Origin of the sequence: Streptomyces sp. NPDC049813, assembly GCF_044465085.1 — a bacterium.
GTDB lineage: Bacteria > Actinomycetota > Actinomycetes > Streptomycetales > Streptomycetaceae > Streptomyces.
Window position 1 is genome coordinate 1 of record NZ_JBITLI010000012.1, and the last position, 18,300, is coordinate 18,300.

Consider the following 18,300-nt stretch of genomic DNA (forward strand, 5'->3'; position numbering starts at 1 on the left):
GTTCCCCGCGCCCCTGGAGCATGCGGCTTCGCCGCAGCCCCAGGGGCGCCCGATGAGAGGTCGCACGAAGTGCGCCTCTCAGGGGCGCGGGGAACTGCGCGAGAAGCCCCACCGGCCGGCAGACGAAGAACGAGGCATTGAGGGGCGCGGGGAACTGCGCGACCAGCCCCCACCGGGCCGCGGCCGGGAACGAGGACCGGCCCCGGTGACGTAGTCAAGGGCGTCACACCCAACCCTGCTGCCGCGCGGAGCGCAACGCCTCCGTCCGGTTCCGCGTCCCGGTCTTCCCGATGGCCGACGAGAGATAATTCCGCACGGTCGACTCCGACAGATGAAGGACCCCGGCGACATCGGCCACCGTCGCCCCCTCCGCGGAGGCCCGCAACACATCCGCCTCCCGCGCGGTCAACGGATTGGGCCCCGCACTGAGCGCCGCCGCCGCCAGCGCGGGATCGACCACCGTCTCACCCCGCAGCACCTTGCGAACCGCCTCCGCCAACTCCTCCACGGGCCCGTCCTTGACCAGGAACCCCGCCGCCCCGGCCTCCATGGCCCGCCGCAGATACCCGGGCCGCCCGAACGTCGTGAGGATCAGCACCCGGCAGTCCGGCACCTGGTCGCGCAGGTCCGCGGCCGCGTCGAGACCGCTGCGGCCGGGCAGCTCGATGTCCAGGAGAGCGACGTCCGGCCGGCACTCGAGCGCCTTGTCGACGATGAGGTCACCCGCCGCGACCTGCGCGACGACCTCGATGTCCGGCTCCAGGCCGAGCAGCAGCGCCAGCGCCCCCCGCATCATTCCCTGGTCCTCGGCGAGCAGGACGCGCACGCTCTTGGCGGGCCGGTGGTCTTGCGGCATCTCGGTCACGGGGGAAGATTACGCGGCGCCACCCGGCCGGGCCTCTCAGACGTGCTCCGCCAGCGCAGCGTCCCGCGCCGAGTCCGGCTCCCCGGGCGGGAGTTCGGCCCGCACCACGAACCCGCCCCGCGGGCCCGGCCCCGCCGTCAGGGAGCCGCCCGCCGCGGCGAGCCGCTCGGTCAGGCCCTTGATGCCGGTGCCGCCGACCGCACGCCCACCCGCCGCCCCGGCGCTCGCACCCGCCACCGGCCCCGCCCCGTCGTCCGTGATCCGCAGCACCACCCGGTCCGCCGCCCCCTCCACGGAGATAGTGCAGGTCGTGGCCGCGCTGTGGCGCACCGCGTTGGTCACCGCCTCCCGCACCACCCAGCCGAGCAGCGCCTCCGTCCGCGCCGACAGAGGCGGCCCCGACCGGCGGACGACCGGCTCGATACCGGCCGCGGTGAGCGCCGAGCGCGCCCGGTCCAGCTCGGTGGCGAGGCTGCCCTCCCGGTACCCGGTGACGGCCTCGCGGATCTCGGTGAGCGCCTGGCGGCCCACCGCCTCGATGTCGCTGACCTGCTCCAGGGCCGCGTCCATGCTGCGCGGCGCGAGCCGCCGCGCGGCCTCCGACTTCACCACGATCACCGACAGCGTGTGGCCGAGCAGGTCGTGCAGGTCGCGGGAGAAGCGCAGCCGCTCCTGGTCCACGGCCTGCCGCGCCAGTTCCTCGCGGGCCGCCCGCAGCTCCCGTACGGCTTCGGAGAGGGAGAGGATCGCCGCCGTCACCATCATCGACAGGAACGTGCCGTAGACGACGCCGAGCGAGTCCCAGCCCTCCTTCAGCCCGGCCACCACACCCGCGAGCGCGCTCAGGGCCAGGCCCGCCTTGCCCAGGTGCGGACCGCGCACGATCGCCCCGGCCGCGAGCCCCAGCAGCGGGAAGAACGCCACCCAGCTGCCGCCGAACCCGCCGACCAGCGCGCAGGTCAGCAGCGTCATCAGGAGCAGCGCCACCCGGGTCGAGGTGGCGGTGCGGGTCTTCTTGTGGAACGCGCGGAACACCACGAAGACGTAGAGGGAGTTGAAGGTGAGCAGCCCCAGGCCGCCGAGCCACGGGCTGTCGGTCTTCCCCTGGACGATGTTCGAGAAGGCGCCCAGGCCCAGGAGCAGCCACGGCAGCAGCGCGAAGCCGGTCGGCGGCGGGCCCAGCTCCTCCGGCAGCCGGCCGTGCTCGCCGCGCGCCCGGCGCTGCGCCTTCACGCGCTCGTGCTCCGCCTTCCACTCGGCCTGCGTCGCGCGCAGCTCCTGGAAGTGGCCGTTGACCTTGCTCCAGCAGGACATGTTCGTACCTCTCTGATCCCCGTCAGCCCCGTCAGCCCCGTCCGCCTCGTCGACCCGTCAGCCCCGTCGTGCCGGTCAGATGGTGCGCGCGGCCCTGCGGTACGAGACCACAGCGTACGAACCGAACGCCAGCAGCCAGCAGCCGAGCACGGTCAGCGCCGCGAGGGACGGGACGTGTCCGTCGGCGACCGCCGTACCGAGCTGCGCGAAGCGGTTGGTCGGGGTGAAGGACGAGACGTCCCGCAGCCAGCCCGGGAACAGCTCCACCGGGAACCACAGGCCGCCGAGGACCGCGAGGCCCAGGTAGCAGAGCATGTTGATGCCGCCCGTGGCCTGCGAGGTGAGCCGGTAGCCGTTGCCGAGACCCAGCAGGGTGAAGGGCAGCGAACCCGCCCACAGCAGCACCGCGATGGCCGGCCACTTCCACGCGTCCATCCGCACGCCGTTGACGAGGCCGCCGGCGAGCAGCACCGCGGTGATCGCAGGCAGCACGGTCACCGCCCCGGTCAGGGCCCGCCCGAGCACGCCCTGGCGCGGTGTCATCGGCGTGATCCGCAACTGGCGCAGCCAGCCGATCGCCTTGTCCTCGGCGACCCCGGCGCCGGTGTTGAGGGCCGCGCCGAGCGCTCCGTAGGCGGCCATGCCGACCATCGAGGCGGTCTTCCACTCCCCGGCGTCCGCACCGAGGTTGGTGAAGAGCAGGTACATCATCACCGGCATCGCGACCGAGCCGATCACGAACTTGCCGTCCCGCAGCGTGCGCCGGACTTCGAGGCGGAGGTAGTCCCACATCACACACGCTCCAGGTCGCGGGGGTCCGCGGTCAGCGCCATGAAGGCGTCGTCGAGGGAGGCCGGGGCGACCTCCAGATTGCGTACGGCGTCCCGCGCGGCCAGTGCCATGACCGTGGCGTCCGAGTCCTCGGTGCGCAGCCGCGCCCGGTCGCCGCGGATCTCCACGCCGAGCACGCCCGGCAGCAGGTCGAGACCGTGCGAGCCGCGCCCCGCCAGGTCGAAGGAGACGAGGCTGCCGCCGCCCGCCCGGCGCAGCTCCTCGCCGCTGCCGTCGGCGACGAGCCGGCCGCGGTCGATCACGACGATCCGGTCCGCGTTGGCGTCGGCCTCCTCCAGGTAGTGCGTCGAGAACAGGACGGTGTGCCCGCGCCGCGCGAAGGCCCGCATCGAGGTCCAGAAGGCGTGTCGCGCCTCGACGTCGAGCGCGGCGGTCGGCTCGTCGAGCACGATCAGCGAGGGGTTTCCGGCGAGGGCCACCGCGAAGCGCACCCGCTGCGTCTGCCCGCCGGACAGCTTGTCGACCCGGCGCCCCGCCAGCTCCTCGATCCCGGCCAGCCGCAGCGCCTCCCGCACGGCCATCGGCGCCGGGTACTGCCGGGCCACGAAGCCGACCAGCTCGGCGACGGTGACCCGGGGCACCGCCCGGCCCTCCTGGAGCATGGCGCCGACCCGGCCGGCCCGTACGGAGTCCTGCGGCGCCGCGCCGAACAGTTCGACGCGGCCCCCGGTCGGGTCGTCCAGACCGAGCAGCAGCGAGATGGCGGTGGACTTGCCCGCGCCGTTGCGGCCGAGCAGCGCCACCGTCTCGCCCGCCGCGATCTCCAGGTCGAGCCCGTCGACCGCCGTCACGTCCCCGAACACCTTGACGGCCCCCCGGAAGGTCACGGCCGCCTCTGTCGCCTTCTTCGTCATGGCCACGACGCTACGGACCGGGGGCGGGGGAGCGGCAGATGTGCCCTGTACCGATCTGGGCAGGACAAATGTCACGGCGGCGGCCGCGGCAACACCTGACGTCGCGTCAGAAAGGGGCGGTCCGGCCCTTCCCAACCCACCGGCTCTTGGCTATACATGAGGATCGCCGGACGGAATGAAACAGGTTCTAGAACCGGCCCGTGACGGCCTCGGTGCGACCGACGGTGCGGACGGCCGCACCGAGGTCTTGACCCCGTCCCGACCCGTCCCGTCCCGACCCGACGCGTCCCGGCCCCGACCGGTCCGCCCGCCCGATCCGTGTGAGGAGCGCCCGCCCCATGCCCATCGACCCCGTGAAGGCCGTAGCCGCCGAGCCCCGGACCGCCGAGATCGGCTGGGGCCACAAGGACGTCCAGCTCTACCACCTCGGCATCGGCGCGGGCGTCCCGGCGACCGACCCCGGCGAGCTGCGCTACACCCTGGAGTCCCGGCTCCAGGTCCTGCCGAGCTTCGCGACCGTCGCGGGCGCCGGGATGGCGATGATGGGCGGCCTCGCCGCACCCGGCATCGACGTGGACCTCGCCCACGTCCTGCACGGCGGCCAGGCCGTCGAGCTGCACCGGCCCCTCCCGGTCGAGGGCTCCGCGACCACGACCGCGAGGGTGGCCGCCGTCTACGACAAGACGAAGGCCGCCGTCGTGGTCCTGCGCACCGAAGTCGCCGACGCCGACGGGCCGTTGTGGACCAGCGAAGCGCAGATCTTCGTCCGCGGGGAGGGCGGTTTCGGCGGCGAACGCGGGCCCTCCGGCCGGCTGCCGGACCCCGCGCGCGAGCCGGACCGCACCGTCGACCGGCGGGTCCGCGAGGACCAGGCGCTCCTCTACCGGCTCTCCGGCGACTGGAACCCGCTCCACGCCGACCCCGGGTTCGCCGCGCTCGCCGGCTTCGACCGGCCGATCCTGCACGGCCTGTGCACGTACGGGATCACGCTCAAGGCGGTCGTGGACACCCTGCTCGACGGGGACGCCTCCCGCGTCACCCGCTACGCCACCCGGTTCGCGGGCGTCGCCTTCCCCGGCGAGACGCTGCGCGTGCGGATGTGGCGGGAGCCGCACCGCGTCCGGGCCGCGGTGAGCGCTCCGGAGCGCGACGAGGCCCCGGTCCTGGCCGACACCGTCATCGACCACAGCTGACCAGCACGCACGCACCTCACGCGAAGGAGCCGCACGCCATGCGAGCAGCCGTACTGCACGAGACAGGCCAGGACAAACTGGAGGTACTGGACGACGTCGAGGCGGTCGGCTTCGGCCCGGGCAAGGTGCGTATCCGCATCCGGGCGACCGGCCTGTGCCACTCCGACGTCTCCGCCATGAACGGGGTGCTGCCGCAGCCCGCCCCCTTCGTCCCGGGCCACGAGGGGGCGGGCGAGATCCTCGACGTCGGGGACGGCGTCAGCCACCTGACACCGGGTCAGCGGGTGCTCGTCTGCTGGCTCCCCGCCTGCGGCGCCTGCCCGGCCTGCAAGCGCGGCCAGACGCAGCTCTGCCTCGCCGGGTTCATGAACGCCGGGACGCCCAACTTCCGCCGCTCCGGCGGCGATGTGTTCGGCTTCGCCGGCACCGGCACGTTCACCGAGGAGCTCGTGGTCGACGCGGGGTGCGCGGTCCCGGTCCCCGACGACGTGCCCTTCGACATCGCGGCGCTCATCGGCTGCGGCGTCACCACCGGGCTCGGCGCGGCCATCAACACGGCGGACGTGCAGGCGGGTTCGTCGGTCGCGGTCATCGGCTGCGGGGGCGTCGGCATCTCCGCGATCCAGGGGGCCCGGCTCAGGGGCGCCGCCCAGATCGTCGCCGTCGACCCCGTCGCGGCGCGACGCGAGGGGGCCCTGAAGTTCGGCGCGACGGAGGCGGTGGCCCCGGACGGACTGGCCGACGCCAAGCAGCGGATCACCGCGGGCGAGGGGTTCGACTACGTCTTCGAGGTCGTCGGGAAGTCCGCCACGGCGCGCACCGCGTACGAGACGACGCGGCGGGGCGGCACGCTCGTCGTCGTCGGGGCGGGCGCCATGGACGACTTCCTGCAACTCAACATGTTCGAGCTGTTCTTCGACGAGAAGCGGATCCTGCCGTCCATGTACGGGGGCGGGGACGTCCTGCGCTCCTACGAGCGGGCGATCGCCCTGTGGCGGGCCGGACGGATCGACCTGGAGTCCCTCATCACGCACCGGGTGCCGCTGGCGGAGATCAACGAGGCCCTGGACCACATGCGCACCGGCTCCGCCCTTCGTACGTGCATCGAGATCTAGCGGGGTACCACCCCGCGCCGGCTGCGCGCGGGCCCCGTCAGGGGCGCGGGGGACTGCGCGACCGGCCACGACGTGGCTGCTGTCGGCGAACGGGCGTGACCGGCGACGGGGTGGACCCCCGGGGCTCCGCCCCGGCCCCCGCTCCTCAATCGCCGGAGGGGCTCGATTTTGCGTGGGGCTGCGCGCGGGCCCCGTCAGGGGCGCGGGGGACTGCGCGACCGGCCACGACGTGGCTGCTGTCGGCGAACGGGCGTGACCGGCGACGGCGCGGACCCCCGGGGCTCCGCCCCGGGCCCCCTCAATCGCCGGAGGGGCTCGATTTTGCGTGGGGCTGCGCGCGGGCCCCGTCAGGGGCGCGGGGAACTGCGCGACCGGCCACGACGTGGCTGCCGCCGGCGAACGGGCGTGACCGGCGATCGAGGAGCGGGGGCCGGAGGGGCTCGGTTCGGCAGGGCAGAGGTGACAGCAACAGGAGGCGCACACATGGCAACACCGCTCACAGGCCTGACGGCCGTCGTGACCGGGGCCGGGCGGGGGCTCGGCCGGGCCGAGGCACTGGAACTGGCGCGGCTCGGCGCGAACGTGGTCGTCAACGACTTCGGCCAGCCCGCCAGGGACGGCACCGGCGGCCCCGACGCCACCCCCGCGCGGCGGGTCGCCGAGGAGATCCGCGCCGAGGGCGGCACCGCCACCCCGCACAGCGGTGACGTGGCCGACCACGAGCAGGCCGCCCGGCTCGTCCAGGCGGCCGTGGACACGTACGGCGCACTCGACATCCTCGTCAACAACGCCGGCATCCTGCGCGACCGCATGATCTTCTCGATGACCGAGGACGAGTGGGACTCCGTCATCCGCGTCCACCTCAAGGGCCACTACAACACCACCCACTTCGCCTCCCGCCACTGGCGCGAGCGGGCCAAGGCGACCGGCGCCCCGGTCTTCGGGCGGATCGTGAACACGTCCTCCGAGGCGTTCCTCGCCGGGTCCGCCGGCCAGCCCAACTACGCCGCGGCCAAAGGCGGCATCGTCGGCCTGACCACCTCCACGGCGCTGGCCCTCGCCAAGTACGGCGTCACCGCCAACGTGATCTGCCCGCGGGCCCGCACCCGGATGACGGAGGACGTCTTCGCCGGGTTCGCCGCGCCCGGCGAGGGGCTCGACCCGCTGTCCCCGCGGCACGTCGCCCCGCTCGTCGGCTACCTCGCCTCACCCGCGGCGGCGCACGTCAACGGCCAGCTCCTCGTCGTGCACGGCGGCATGGTCGCCGTCGTGGAGCGGCCCAGGGTGGCGGCGAAGTTCGACACCGCCAAGGACGCGTTCACGTACGACGAACTCGACGCGCTGCTCACCCCGCACTACCGGGACCGCCCCCCGGGCGAGACGTTCGCGGCTGCCGAGGTGCTCGGCCTCAAGCACGGCTGACCCGGGCGGCGACGCACACAGGGCGCAGGGCCCGGCTTCCCGCCGGGCCCTGCGCCCTGTGTCACGGACCGCGCCGCCTACCTCTCCTCGGCGCGTGGACCCCGGTGCCGCCCGCGCGGCTCGGGCTGCTCCTCCGGCGCGGAGGACGTCGTGACCGCCCCCCGGTGCCGGCCGGGCCCGGTGTCCGTGCCCTCGTGCTCCGCTCCGTCCGCACCCGCGGCTATGCCATTGCTTCCCGTCATCGGAAAACTCACCCCGTAGACCTCTACACCGTCGTTCACTTGCAGCCGGGCGAGTCTAACCGGCCGCTTTCCGCCCGCCGAGAGGTGCCTGCGCGAGCGGCACCGGACGCGGCGCGGCGGGCGCGGGTCCGCTCTCCGGCACGGTCTCGCGCGGCGCCGCGGGCTCGGGTGCGGGCAGCCGGGCCAGGCCGCAGGGCACCTCGTCTGTGACGTACGGCAACGTCAGCACCCCCTCACGCGTCCAGAACCCGGACCCCGCCAACCAGCCGCGCGGCGCGGCCAGCTGACGCAGCGTCCCCTCGGCGGGGCGCCAGACACCGAGCCACGGTGTCCCGGCACCCGAGCCGCCCGCATCACCGGAACCGCCCGAGCCGCCCGAGTCGGCCGTGCTCTCGATGCGCAGCGCCACCGCACACCCCTCCGGCATCAGCGTCTGCCCCGGCTGGACGGCGAACGGCGTCACCGCGCACTCCGGCGGCCGCAGTGCCCGCGGGAAGCGGACCGGCAGCGTACTGCCGAGCACGCCCCAGCCGAGCCGCGGCCGCCCCGGCTCCGCCGCGTCCGAGCGCACCATGATCAGCCCGCTGTCCAGGTCGGCGCAGAGCAGCCGGTCCGTGCTCTCCTCGGTGATCTGCAACAGCGGGGAGACCTCGCCCCCGCGGTCCAGGTCGACCGCCACCGTCTTGACGGGCCCGCCGCCCGGCTCCGCCCGGTCCAGCGCGAGCAGCCGCCCCTCGCGGTCCAGCCACACCCCGCCCGAACAGTGCCCCGCGACCTCCGCCAGGTGTTCGGGCCCGAACGCGCCGCCCGCCACCAGCCACACGTCCGTGCTCCGCTCGCCCACCGACAGCGCGAACGCGCGCCGGCCGTCGGGCGCCGGGGGCAGCAGCGTCAGCTCGCCGCACTCCACGGCCCCCAGCTGCACCTCGCCGGTGCCGGGGCCGGTCGGGTAGAGGAGGGAGAAGAGGTGCCGCCCGTCGGCCCGGCGCCGGATCAGCACCCGGCCGTCGGTCAGCGGCAGCACGTCGGTGCCCGGCTCCTCCGGCTGCCGGGCGGGGAGCGGCACCGCGTACGGCTCGGGTCCGTCCAGCGTCCAGCGCTCGGGGAACCACGACCCGGGGCTGCCCCCGTCGTGCGCGAGCCGGGCCGCGTACGTCGCGTCCGCGGTGATCACACAGCCGGTCCGCGGCGGCTGCGCGCGCGTGCCGGTCGCGGGCTCGGTGGCCAAGGCCGTCATGGGGATCCGTCGCCTCCTGCTCGTCGTGGTGGATCGGTTGCCTGGTGTCCGCCCCCTGCGCTCCGCCGAAGCTAGTTTTCGCCCGTACCTCCGGGGAGCGCGCCGCCCGCCTCTTCACACCAAAGGGTGGCCGTGCCGGGAATCGGCTGTGCCGCAACTGCTCGGTGTGCTCAAGGACCGGCCGGTCCGGCGGCCGCTGGCGGCGAACGGTGATGTTAGGTTGCCCTAACTCACACCTGTGAGCCTTCTGTGCACCCAGAGCTGGAGCAAGCCGATGCCCCCGATGTCCCTGCGTCCGCGCACCCGGATCGCGGCCGCCGCCGTCACCACGGCCGCCGCGCTCGCCCTCACCGCCTGCGGCTCCGGCGACGGGAGCGGAGCGGCGAAGGGCGACAACGGCGCCGGCTCCAAGGCGGTCGCGCAGGGCGGCGACGCGTTCGCGAACGCCGCCGAGCGGACGGCGAAGATGGGCACGACCGCGAAGCCCGGCGTCTTCCCGCGCACCGTCACCCACGCCCTGGGCAGCACGGAGCTGGCGAAGAAGCCGCGCCGCGTCGTCGTCCTCGACGTCGGCGAGCTGGACAACGTCGCCTCGCTCGGCGTCGAGCCCGTCGGGTACGCGCCGACCGAGGGCGACGACGGCATCCCCTCCTACCTGGCGAAGACCGCGGGCCACCCCAAGAGCGTCGGCACGATCAACTCCCTCAACCTGGAGGCGATCGCGAACCTCAAGCCCGACCTGATCCTCGGCAGCGAGCTGCGCGCCGCCAAGCTCTACCCGCAGCTCGCCAAGATCGCCCCGACCGTCTTCTCCGTCCGCCCCGGCTTCACGTGGAAGGAGAACTACCTCCTCAACGCCGCCGCCCTGGACCGTACGGCGGCCGCCGAGGCGAACCTCGCGGCGTACGACAAGAAGGTGGCGAAGCTCGGCGCCGACGTGAAGAAGGCGAACGGCGGCAAGGCCCCCACCGTGACGATGCTGCGCTACATGCCCGACCGCATCCGCCTCTACGCCAAGGCCTCCTTCATCGGCACGATCCTCGACGACGCCGGCATCCCGCGCCCGGAGAACCAGCAGGTCGACGACCTGGCGACGGAGATCAGCCCGGAGAAGATCGACTCCGCGGACGCCGACTGGATCTTCACCGGCGTCTACGGCGACGCCGACAAGACCCAGCGCGCGAGCGCCGAGGACAACCCGCTGTGGAAGAAGCTCGGCGCCGTGCGCGCCGGGCGGGCCAAGGACGTCCCCGACGAGACCTGGTACCTGGGCCTCGGTGTCACCGCCGCCGACGAGGTGATCGGGGACCTGCGCGCGAACCTGGTGAGGTAACCGGGCTTGGGGGCGGGGCGCGCGGCGCGGGTAACCTGTCTGCGTGCCCCGTCTGTCTGAAGTCACCGCCGCGCTCGACGCCCTCTGGCCGCCCGCCCTCGCCGAGGGCTGGGACGCGGTCGGCACGGTCGCCGGGGACCCGGACGCCGAGATCCGCCGGGTGCTCCTCGCCGTCGACCCGGTCCAGGAGATCGTCGACGAGGCCGTCAAGCTCGGTGCCGACCTGCTGGTCACGCACCACCCGCTCTATCTGCGCGGGACGACGACGGTCGCGGCCGACACCTTCAAGGGCCGCGCCGTGCACACCCTGATCAAGAACGACGTGGCGCTGCACGTCGCCCACACCAACGCCGACAAGGCCGACCCGGGCGTCTCCGACGCGCTCGCCGGAGCGCTCGGCGTCCGCGTCGTCCGCCCGCTCGTGCCCGATCCGGCGGACCCCGCGGGCCGCCGCGGCCTCGGCCGTGTCTGCGCGCTCGACCACCCGCTGACCCTGCGCGAGCTGGCGGCCCGCGCCGCCGAGCGGCTGCCCGCCACCGCCCAGGGCATCCGCGCCGCGGGCGACCCCGACGCGACGATCCGTACGCTCGCGGTCTCCGGCGGCAGCGGCGACAGCCTCTTCGAGGAGGTGCGCGCCGCGGGCGTCGACGCCTTCCTCACCGCGGACCTGCGCCACCACCCGGCGAGCGAGGCCCGCGCCCAGGCACCTCTCGCGCTGCTCGACGCGGCGCACTGGGCCACCGAGTGGCCCTGGTGCGAGCTGGCCGCAGCCCAGCTCGACGAGATCTCCGACCGCGAGGGATGGGACCTGCGGGTCCACGTCTCGCGCACGGTCACCGACCCCTGGACCGCCCACGCGGCGTCCCACCGCGACCCCCTCACTACTTTTGGAGCCCCCAACTGAACGCCGCGCCCGCCGACCAGATCCGCCTCCTCGACGTCCAGGACCTGGACGTCCGCCTCCAGCAGCTGAGGCACAAGAAGAAGTCGCTGCCCGAGCACGCCGAGATCGACTCGCTCACCAAGGACCTCGCGCAACTGCGGGACCTGCACGTCGCCGCGGTGACCGAGGAGAGCGACTGCTCCCGCGAGCAGACCAAGGCCGAGCAGGACGTCGACCAGGTCCGCCAGCGCGCCACCCGCGACCAGCAGCGCCTGGACTCCGGCGCGGTCACCTCGCCCAAGGACCTGGAGAACCTCCAGCGCGAGATCGCCTCGCTGGCCAGGCGCCAGGGCGACCTGGAGGACGTCGTCCTGGAGGTCATGGAGCGCCGCGAGTCGGCGCAGGAGCGGGTGAGCGAGTACGCCGAGCGCCTCGCCGCCGTCCAGGCCAAGATCGACGACGCGACGTCCCGCCGGGACGCTGCCTCCGGCCAGCTGGACCTGGAGGCGTCGACGGTGACCAAGGAGCGCGAGGTCGTGGCCGGCTCCGTCCCCGCCGACCTGCTGAAGCTCTACGACAAGCTGCGCGAGAAGGAGGGCGGTGTCGGCGCGGCCAAGCTGTTCCAGCGCCGCTGCGAGGGCTGCCGCCTGGAGCTCAACATCACCGAGCTGAACGAGGTCCGCGCCGCCGCCCCCGACGCGGTGGTCCGCTGCGAGAACTGCCGCCGCATCCTGGTCCGCACCTCCGAGTCGGGCCTCTGAGCGGCACCGGAGCACCTGCCGCGGGGCCCGACCTGGGCCCCCCGGCCACCTTCCTGCTGCTGCGCCACGGTGAGACGGCCCTCACCCCGGAGAAACGGTTCTCCGGGAGTGGGTGCCTCCGGGGCGCGGGCAGCGACCCGGAGCTGTCGGAGACCGGCCGCCGGCAGGCGCGGGACGTGGCACGGGCCCTCGACCGGCGCGGCACGGTCGAGGCGATCGTCTCCTCGCCCCTCAGGCGCTGCCGGGAGACCGCGCAGGCCATCGCCGAGCGGCTCGGTCTCGCCGTGACGGTCGACGACGACCTGCGCGAGACCGACTTCGGGGCCTGGGAAGGGCTGACGTTCAAGGAGGTCAGGGAGGGTTTCCCGGCCGACATGGACGCCTGGCTCGGCTCGTCCGGGGCCGCGCCCAGTGGCGGCGGCGAGAGCTTCGCGGCGGTCGCGGAGCGCGTCGCCGCGGCCCGCGACCGGCTGACCGCCGCTCACCGGGGCCGCACCGTCCTGCTCGTCAGCCACGTGACGCCGGTCAAGACGCTCGTCCGGCTCGCGCTCGGCGCGCCGCCCGAGGCGCTGTTCCGCATGGAGCTGGCGGCGGCGTCCCTGACGACGATCGCGTACTACGCCGATGGCAACGCCAGTGTGCGCTGCCTCAACGAGACGGGGCATCTGGAGCGGGAGGGGTCTTAGGCGGCGGGTAGGCGCCGGTGCGGGGGTGTGGTTGGCCGGGTCCGGTCGCTCCTCGGCATGGGAGGCCGGGCCTCGTGCGAGGCCCGGGCCCGCCTAGGCGCGCAGGGACGCCGCCTCGCGGGCCAGGGTCTCCACTCGCGCCCAGTCCTTCGCCGCGACGGCGTCGGCCGGGAGCATCCAGCTGCCGCCCACGCAGCCGACGTTCTTCAGCGCCAGGTACGCGGGGGCGTTCGCGGGGGAGACGCCGCCGGTCGGGCAGAAGCGGGCCTGCGGCAGCGGTCCGGCGAGCGACTTGAGGTACGCCGTACCGCCGGCCGCCTCCGCGGGGAAGAACTTCATCTCGCTGACCCCGCGCTCCAGCAACGCCACGACCTCGGACGTCGTCGAGACGCCCGGCAGGAACGGCACCCCGGACTCCCGCATGGCGCCCAGCAGCGTGTCCGTCCAGCCGGGGCTGACGAGGAAGCGGGCGCCCGCGGCGACCGCGTCGGCGACGTTGGCGGGCGAGATCACGGTGCCCGCGCCGACGACCGCGTCCGGCACCTCGGCCGCGATCGCGCGGATCGCGCCGAGGGCGGCGGGCGTGCGCAGGGTCACCTCGATCGCGGGCAGCCCGCCGGCGACCAGCGCCCGCGCGAGCGGCACGGCGTCGGCGGCCTCCTCCACGACGACGACGGGTACGACGGGGGCGAGATCGAGCACAGAGGAGGTCATGGGGCCATCCTGCCCCGGGGTGAGCAGCATGTGCAAAGCCCATTGCGCATGCTGCAACATGCGGGCCGTGTGGGGCTCAGTGCACCTCGTCCACGAGCACGTCCAGGCCCCACGCCCGGCCGCCCTTCGCGGGCCGGTCGACCTCGACCTCGTACGACTGCTCCCGCAGCGCGTCGACCAGTTCCTCCGGGGAGGCGGGGGCCGCGCCCGAGGTCAGCAGCGAACGCACGATGCGGCCCTTGGTCGCCTTGTTGAAGTGGCTGACGACCTTGCGGGTCGGCGCGTGCAGCACCCGCACCGTCGCCGTCCGCCCGGCCACCTCGCCCTTGGGCTTCCACGCGGTCGCGTACGCGGCCGAGCGCAGGTCGAGCACGAGCCCGTCCCCGGCCGCCTCGGGCATCACCTCGGCCATCGGCGCCCGCCAGTACGCGCCGAGCGGGCCGAGCCCCGGCAGCTTCACGCCCATCGAACAGCGGTAGGAGGGGATCCGGTCGGTCACCCGCACCGCGCCCCACAGCCCGGAGAAGACCAGCAGCGACCGCGCCGCCCGCTTCTTCGCCGCGGCGTCGAGCGAGGCCAGGTCCAGGGCGTCGTAGAGGACACCGGTGTAGATCTCGCCGGCCGGGCGGGTGGGCGCCGTGCGCAGCTCCGCGTTCTTCGCGATCTCACCGCGCAGCCCCTCGCTCAGCCCGAGCACCTCGCGCGCCTTCACGTCGTCCTCGGCGGCGTCGGCGCACAGCCCGACCAGCTCGTCCAGGACCGCGGCCCGCGCCGGAGCGAGCCCCGGCAGCGACAGCGACTCCGGCTTCAACGGGGCGCCCCGCCCCGGAGCGGCCTTACCTTCGGACGGCGGCAGCAAGACGAGCACGTACGTTCTCCTTCTGAGCGGCGGGCAGGGGTGCGGCCCCGCGCCAGGGTAATCGGCGGGCGGAACGGACCGCCCCGCTGTCACATCGGGCGGCCCGCACGACGCGACACCCCGCCTCCCCGGCCCCGCGACGCGCTCCCGGCCCTCGCCATGCCGCCCGGCCCGCCTCCGCCTACCCTCGGGGCATGCCCCGTCGTCGTCTCCGTGTGTCCGGTGCCGCGCAGGCGCCGATCGGCGCCGTGCTGCGTGAGCTGCGTACGGAGCTGGGCGTGCCCGGGGAGTTCCCCGCCGACGTGCTCGCCGAGGCGGAGCGGGTGGCCGCGGCGCCGCCGCGGCCACCCGCGCGCGACGAGACCGCGGTGCCGTTCTTCACGATCGACCCGCCCACGTCGACCGATCTCGACCAGGCCATGCACCTGTCCCGGCGCCCCGGCGGCGGCTACCGGGTGCGGTACGCGATCGCCGACGTCGCCGCGTTCGTCACCCCGGGCGGCGCCCTCGACGCCGAGGCTCACCGCCGCGTCACCACCCTCTACTTCCCGGACGAGAAGGTCCCGCTGCACCCGGCCGTCCTCAGCGAGGGCGCCGCGAGCCTGCTGCCGGGCCGCACCCGCCCCGCCGTCGTCTGGACGATCGACCTGGACGCGGACGGCGGGGCCCGGCGCACCGACGTCGTCCGCGCCCTGGTCCGCAGCCGCGCCAAACTCGACTACCAAGGCGTCCAGCGGGCCATCGACGACGCGAGCGCCGAAGAGAGCCTCGCACTGCTCAAGGACATCGGACGGCTGCGCGAGGAGCGGGAAGCCGCCCGCGGCGGCATCTCCCTGGACGTCCCCGAGCAGGAGATCGTCGCCCACGGCACCACGTACGCACTCGCCTACCGCGCCCCCCTGCCCGCCGACTCCTGGAACGCGCAGATCTCCCTGCTCACCGGCATGGCCGCCGCAGACCTGATGCTGGGCGCGGGCACCGGCATCCTGCGCACACTGCCCGCCGCCCCCGACGGCGCCGTCGGCCGGCTGCGCCACACCGCGAAGGCGCTGGGCATCGACTGGCCGCACCACGTCCCCTACGCCGCGCTCATCCGCTCCCTCGATCCGCACCGGCCCCGGCACGCCGCGTTCCTCCAGGAGTGCACGACCTTGCTGCGCGGCGCCGGCTACACCGCGTTCACCGGCGGCGAGCGGCCTGCCCTGACCACCCACGCCGCCGTCGCCGCGGCCTACACCCACTGCACCGCGCCGCTGCGCCGCCTCGTCGACCGGTACGCGTCGGAACTGTGCGTCGCCGCCTGCGCCGGCCAGGAGCCACCGCAATGGGCGGTCGAGGCACTGGCCGCGCTCCCCAAGGAGATGGCGGACGGCACCCGGCGGGCCAACACCGTGGAGCGCGAGTGCGTCGACATCGTCGAGGCGGCACTGCTGCGGCACCGGGTCGGCGAACTGTTCGACGCCTACGTCGTGGACGTGAAGGAGAACGAACCGGCCGTCGGCACCGTACAACTGCCCGAACCGGCCGTCGTCGCCCGCATCGAGGGCGGCACCACCGCCCTGCCGCTGGGCGAACGGCTCCGGGTGCGCCTCACGCAGGCCGATCCAGGGCAGGCGAAGGTCCGGTTCGCCCCTGCGTGAGCCGCTCCTGCAGGGCACGCGCCAGCCGCTCCGGCTCCTCGGCGTGCAGCCGCACCGTATGCACCTCCACCGGGCGCCCCAGCAGGGACAAGTACCGTACGGGCGGTGCGAGTTCCAAGGTGACACTCGTCTGCGAGGCGACATCGAGGTGCAGCTCGCCGTCGGCCCGCGTGTGCGTGTACCGGTTCTCCCGGCGCACGGCCGCGACCCGCTCCAGCGGTATCCGCAGATCGGTCCACGCGCCCCGGCGCACCCGCACCGCCTCCCCGGTGAGGACGTGCGGCCGCGTCACGGCCGCCGCGTGCAGCCCCAGCACCATGCCCACGGTGTAGACGTCGAGGACCAGCACGACCCGGTGCGCCGCCGGCCACTCCCGCAGCAGCGCCCACATCCCGAACGTCTCGACGACGCAGACGAACGCGAACGCGTACATCATCACGGCCTGCCCCCGCGCGTACGGGAAGGCCTCCGCCCCCGCGGGCACCCCGTGCCGCCGCCGCGCCACCCACAGCCCGAGGCTGCCGAAGACCCGCAGCTCGTGCCCGACGAGGCGGCGCGCGCCCGGCGGCAGGACGTCCCGGAGGGCGGCCCGCCCCCCGCGCCGGTACGCGACGGCCAGCAGCAGCGCCTCCACGGCGACCACCCCGACCACGACGGCCTCGGCGAACGCAGGCACGCGTGCCCCCGCCAACAGGCATACGAGGAAGCCGAGTTCGGCGGCGACGACCGCGCAGGTCAGTCCCCGCACGACCCGCTTCACCGCGCACCACGATCGGTGACCGTGTCCAGGACGAGCCGCAGGACCTCGGCCTGGGCGGGGGAAGAGTCGGCGAGGACCGCGCAGGCCGGCCCCCGCGCGACCCGCTTCATCGCGCACCGCCATTGGTGACCGCGTCGAGGACGAGCCGCAGGACCTCGGCCTGCGCGGGGGAACAGTCGGCGAGGACCGCGGCGACGACCGCGCAGGCCGGCCCCCGCGCGACCCGCTTCATCGCGCACCGCCATTGGTGACCGCGTCGAGGACGAGCCGCAGGACCTCGGCCTGCGCGGGGGAACAGTCGGCGAGGACCGCGGCGAGGAAACCGCCCGGCGCCGGAGTCCCGGCGCCGGGCAGCTCGGGCGGCAGGCACGCGATCAGGGCCCGCGCCGCCTCGCTCACCCGCGGATCGTCCGGCGCGGCGTCGGTGAGGGCGTCGAGCCGGGCGTAGACGTCGCGGGCGGCGGCCAGCGCGGCCGGGTCCGTGACCGTGGGCAGCAGCGCCGCCAGTAGGGGGCCCCTGAGCTCGGGCGGGGCGGTGGTGTCGATCAGGGCGAGCATCTCCCGGTCCTTCGCGGCCATCGGCGACGTCTGGTCCAGCTCCCCCAACTCGGCGAGAAAGTCAGCCAGTTCGGGCGAGACGGGCCCTTCGTCCGGCAGGCGCCCCTGCTCGGCCGCCGCCAGCAGCTCCCGCAGCCGGGCCCGCCGCGCCTGGAGCGCCGCCTCCTGCCGGGCCAGATCGGCGTCCAGCTCGGCGAGGACCTCGACGAGCTCGCGCCCCGCGTCGTCGGCGAGTACGTCCCGCACCTCCCCGAGCCCGAGCCCCAGCTCGGTGAGGCGCCGGATGCGGGCCAGCTCGACGGCGTGCCGCAGCCCGTACACGCGGTACCCGTTCGCCTGCCGCTCGGGCTCCGGGAGCAGCCCGAGATGGTGGTAGTGCCTGATGGCGCGCGTGGTGACGCCGACCGTCGCGGCGAGCTCTCCGATCCTCATGGCCTCAGTAGAAACGTTGCCGCTACGTGAGGGTCAAGGCACCACGGCCGCTGCCCGGACCTCCGCGGACGCCGGGTATCATGGTCGGCACGGCAGACGAGCCGGGCGGACGGCCGCGTGGGGTTCCTTCGGGAGCCTCCCGAGGAACGTCCGGGCTCCACAGGGCAAGGTGGTGGCTAACGGCCACCCGGGGTGACCCGCGGGACAGTGCCACAGAAAACAGACCGCCCGGCGCTCAGGCGCCGGGTAAGGGTGAAACGGTGGTGTAAGAGACCACCAGCGCCTGAGGTGACTCAGGCGGCTAGGTAAACCCCACCTGGAGCAAGGTCAAGAGGAGCCGCCTCTTCGGAGACGACTCTGCGCGGACGACCGAGGGCTGCCCGCCCGAGTCCGCGGGTAGACCGCACGAGGCCGGCGGCAACGCCGGCCCTAGATGGATGGCCGTCTCCCCGGCCACCGCGAGGTGACCGGGCGACAGAACCCGGCGTACAGCCCGACTCGTCTGCCCCACACCCGCGGCCTCCGCCGTGGCCGGACCTCGGCCACCAGTACGGCCATACGCAGGGCCGGGTACCCTCGG

Annotated in this window: 17 protein-coding genes, 1 other RNA gene and 1 pseudogene; 9 read left to right on the plus strand and 10 right to left on the minus strand. The window is 74.5% G+C overall.

Annotated features, from left to right (window positions below; genetic code table 11):
- Positions 1-223: 223 nt before the first annotated feature.
- The 4 genes from ACIBW6_RS23395 to ACIBW6_RS23410 form a co-directional block, all read right to left on the minus strand.
- On the minus strand, positions 224-856 hold the full coding sequence (locus ACIBW6_RS23395) for a response regulator (protein ID WP_399063085.1): 633 nt from the start codon (positions 854-856) through the stop codon (positions 224-226).
- 45 nt (positions 857-901) lie between these two features.
- Positions 902-2,179, minus strand: a complete 1,278-nt coding sequence (locus ACIBW6_RS23400) for a sensor histidine kinase (RefSeq protein ID WP_399062619.1) — start codon at positions 2,177-2,179, stop codon at positions 902-904.
- Between the two features lie 75 nt (positions 2,180-2,254).
- Entirely contained in the window at positions 2,255-2,971 is a 717-nt protein-coding gene (locus tag ACIBW6_RS23405) for an ABC transporter permease (protein WP_399062621.1), read from the minus strand.
- The gene (locus ACIBW6_RS23410) at positions 2,971-3,885 is read right to left on the minus strand and encodes an ATP-binding cassette domain-containing protein (RefSeq protein WP_399062622.1); all 915 of its coding nucleotides are present in this window, start codon (positions 3,883-3,885) and stop codon (positions 2,971-2,973) included. The genes ACIBW6_RS23405 and ACIBW6_RS23410 overlap by 1 nt, the downstream gene beginning before the upstream one ends.
- Before the next feature lie 338 nt (positions 3,886-4,223).
- Between ACIBW6_RS23410 and ACIBW6_RS23415 the strand changes: the two genes are divergently transcribed.
- The 3 genes from ACIBW6_RS23415 to ACIBW6_RS23425 all read left to right on the plus strand — a co-directional run bounded on the left by ACIBW6_RS23415 (position 4,224) and on the right by ACIBW6_RS23425 (position 7,615).
- Entirely contained in the window at positions 4,224-5,078 is an 855-nt protein-coding gene (locus tag ACIBW6_RS23415; protein ID WP_399062624.1) for a MaoC/PaaZ C-terminal domain-containing protein, read from the plus strand.
- A gap of 38 nt (positions 5,079-5,116) precedes the next feature.
- A complete protein-coding gene (locus ACIBW6_RS23420) occupies positions 5,117-6,193 on the plus strand; it encodes a Zn-dependent alcohol dehydrogenase (protein WP_399062626.1) in 1,077 nt (358 codons plus the stop codon).
- Between the two features lie 483 nt (positions 6,194-6,676).
- On the plus strand, positions 6,677-7,615 hold the full coding sequence (locus tag ACIBW6_RS23425) for a 3-oxoacyl-ACP reductase (RefSeq protein WP_399062628.1): 939 nt from the start codon (positions 6,677-6,679) through the stop codon (positions 7,613-7,615).
- A 297-nt stretch (positions 7,616-7,912) separates the two neighbouring features.
- Here ACIBW6_RS23425 and ACIBW6_RS23430 read toward each other — a convergent pair whose 3' ends face one another.
- A complete protein-coding gene (locus tag ACIBW6_RS23430) occupies positions 7,913-9,094 on the minus strand; it encodes a hypothetical protein (RefSeq protein WP_399062630.1) in 1,182 nt (393 codons plus the stop codon).
- 283 nt (positions 9,095-9,377) lie between these two features.
- Here ACIBW6_RS23430 and ACIBW6_RS23435 point away from each other — a divergent pair, with 283 nt between their 5' ends.
- The 4 genes and pseudogenes from ACIBW6_RS23435 to ACIBW6_RS23450 all read left to right on the plus strand — a co-directional run.
- Positions 9,378-10,427: an ABC transporter substrate-binding protein gene (locus ACIBW6_RS23435; protein WP_399063087.1), complete on the plus strand. Its 1,050-nt coding sequence runs from the start codon at positions 9,378-9,380 to the stop codon at positions 10,425-10,427.
- Between the two features lie 43 nt (positions 10,428-10,470).
- A complete protein-coding gene (locus ACIBW6_RS23440; RefSeq protein WP_399062632.1) occupies positions 10,471-11,331 on the plus strand; it encodes a Nif3-like dinuclear metal center hexameric protein in 861 nt (286 codons plus the stop codon).
- Positions 11,328-12,071, plus strand: a complete 744-nt coding sequence (locus ACIBW6_RS23445) for a zinc ribbon domain-containing protein (RefSeq protein ID WP_399063089.1) — start codon at positions 11,328-11,330, stop codon at positions 12,069-12,071. Before ACIBW6_RS23440 ends, ACIBW6_RS23445 begins: the two co-directional genes overlap by 4 nt.
- Positions 12,072-12,079: 8 nt before the next feature.
- A pseudogene (locus ACIBW6_RS23450) lies at positions 12,080-12,757 on the plus strand (histidine phosphatase family protein); the annotation flags it as partial.
- Between the two features lie 93 nt (positions 12,758-12,850).
- Here the strand turns inward: ACIBW6_RS23450 and eda are convergent.
- Together eda and yaaA are read right to left on the minus strand one after the other, a co-directional pair.
- Positions 12,851-13,471 (minus strand): bifunctional 4-hydroxy-2-oxoglutarate aldolase/2-dehydro-3-deoxy-phosphogluconate aldolase, encoded by a 621-nt coding sequence (gene eda / locus ACIBW6_RS23455; protein WP_399062634.1) that lies wholly within the window; start codon positions 13,469-13,471, stop codon positions 12,851-12,853.
- A 76-nt stretch (positions 13,472-13,547) separates the two neighbouring features.
- On the minus strand, positions 13,548-14,339 hold the full coding sequence (yaaA, locus tag ACIBW6_RS23460; protein ID WP_399062635.1) for a peroxide stress protein YaaA: 792 nt from the start codon (positions 14,337-14,339) through the stop codon (positions 13,548-13,550).
- A gap of 185 nt (positions 14,340-14,524) precedes the next feature.
- Here yaaA and ACIBW6_RS23465 point away from each other — a divergent pair, with 185 nt between their 5' ends.
- A complete protein-coding gene (locus ACIBW6_RS23465; RefSeq protein WP_399062637.1) occupies positions 14,525-15,970 on the plus strand; it encodes an RNB domain-containing ribonuclease in 1,446 nt (481 codons plus the stop codon).
- Here the strand turns inward: ACIBW6_RS23465 and ACIBW6_RS23470 are convergent.
- From ACIBW6_RS23470 to ACIBW6_RS23480, 3 genes are all read right to left on the minus strand, one after another.
- On the minus strand, positions 15,921-16,718 hold the full coding sequence (locus tag ACIBW6_RS23470; protein WP_399062639.1) for a hypothetical protein: 798 nt from the start codon (positions 16,716-16,718) through the stop codon (positions 15,921-15,923). The two genes, ACIBW6_RS23465 and ACIBW6_RS23470, sit on opposite strands and share 50 nt — an antisense overlap.
- A 118-nt stretch (positions 16,719-16,836) precedes the next feature.
- The gene (locus ACIBW6_RS23475) at positions 16,837-16,962 is read right to left on the minus strand and encodes a hypothetical protein (protein WP_399062641.1); all 126 of its coding nucleotides are present in this window, start codon (positions 16,960-16,962) and stop codon (positions 16,837-16,839) included.
- A complete protein-coding gene (locus ACIBW6_RS23480; protein ID WP_399062643.1) occupies positions 16,959-17,720 on the minus strand; it encodes a MerR family transcriptional regulator in 762 nt (253 codons plus the stop codon). Before ACIBW6_RS23480 ends, ACIBW6_RS23475 begins: the two co-directional genes overlap by 4 nt.
- 97 nt (positions 17,721-17,817) lie before the next feature.
- Here ACIBW6_RS23480 and rnpB point away from each other — a divergent pair.
- An RNA gene (gene rnpB, locus ACIBW6_RS23485) (RNase P RNA component class A) lies at positions 17,818-18,225 on the plus strand.
- The last annotated feature ends 75 nt before the right edge of the window (positions 18,226-18,300 follow it).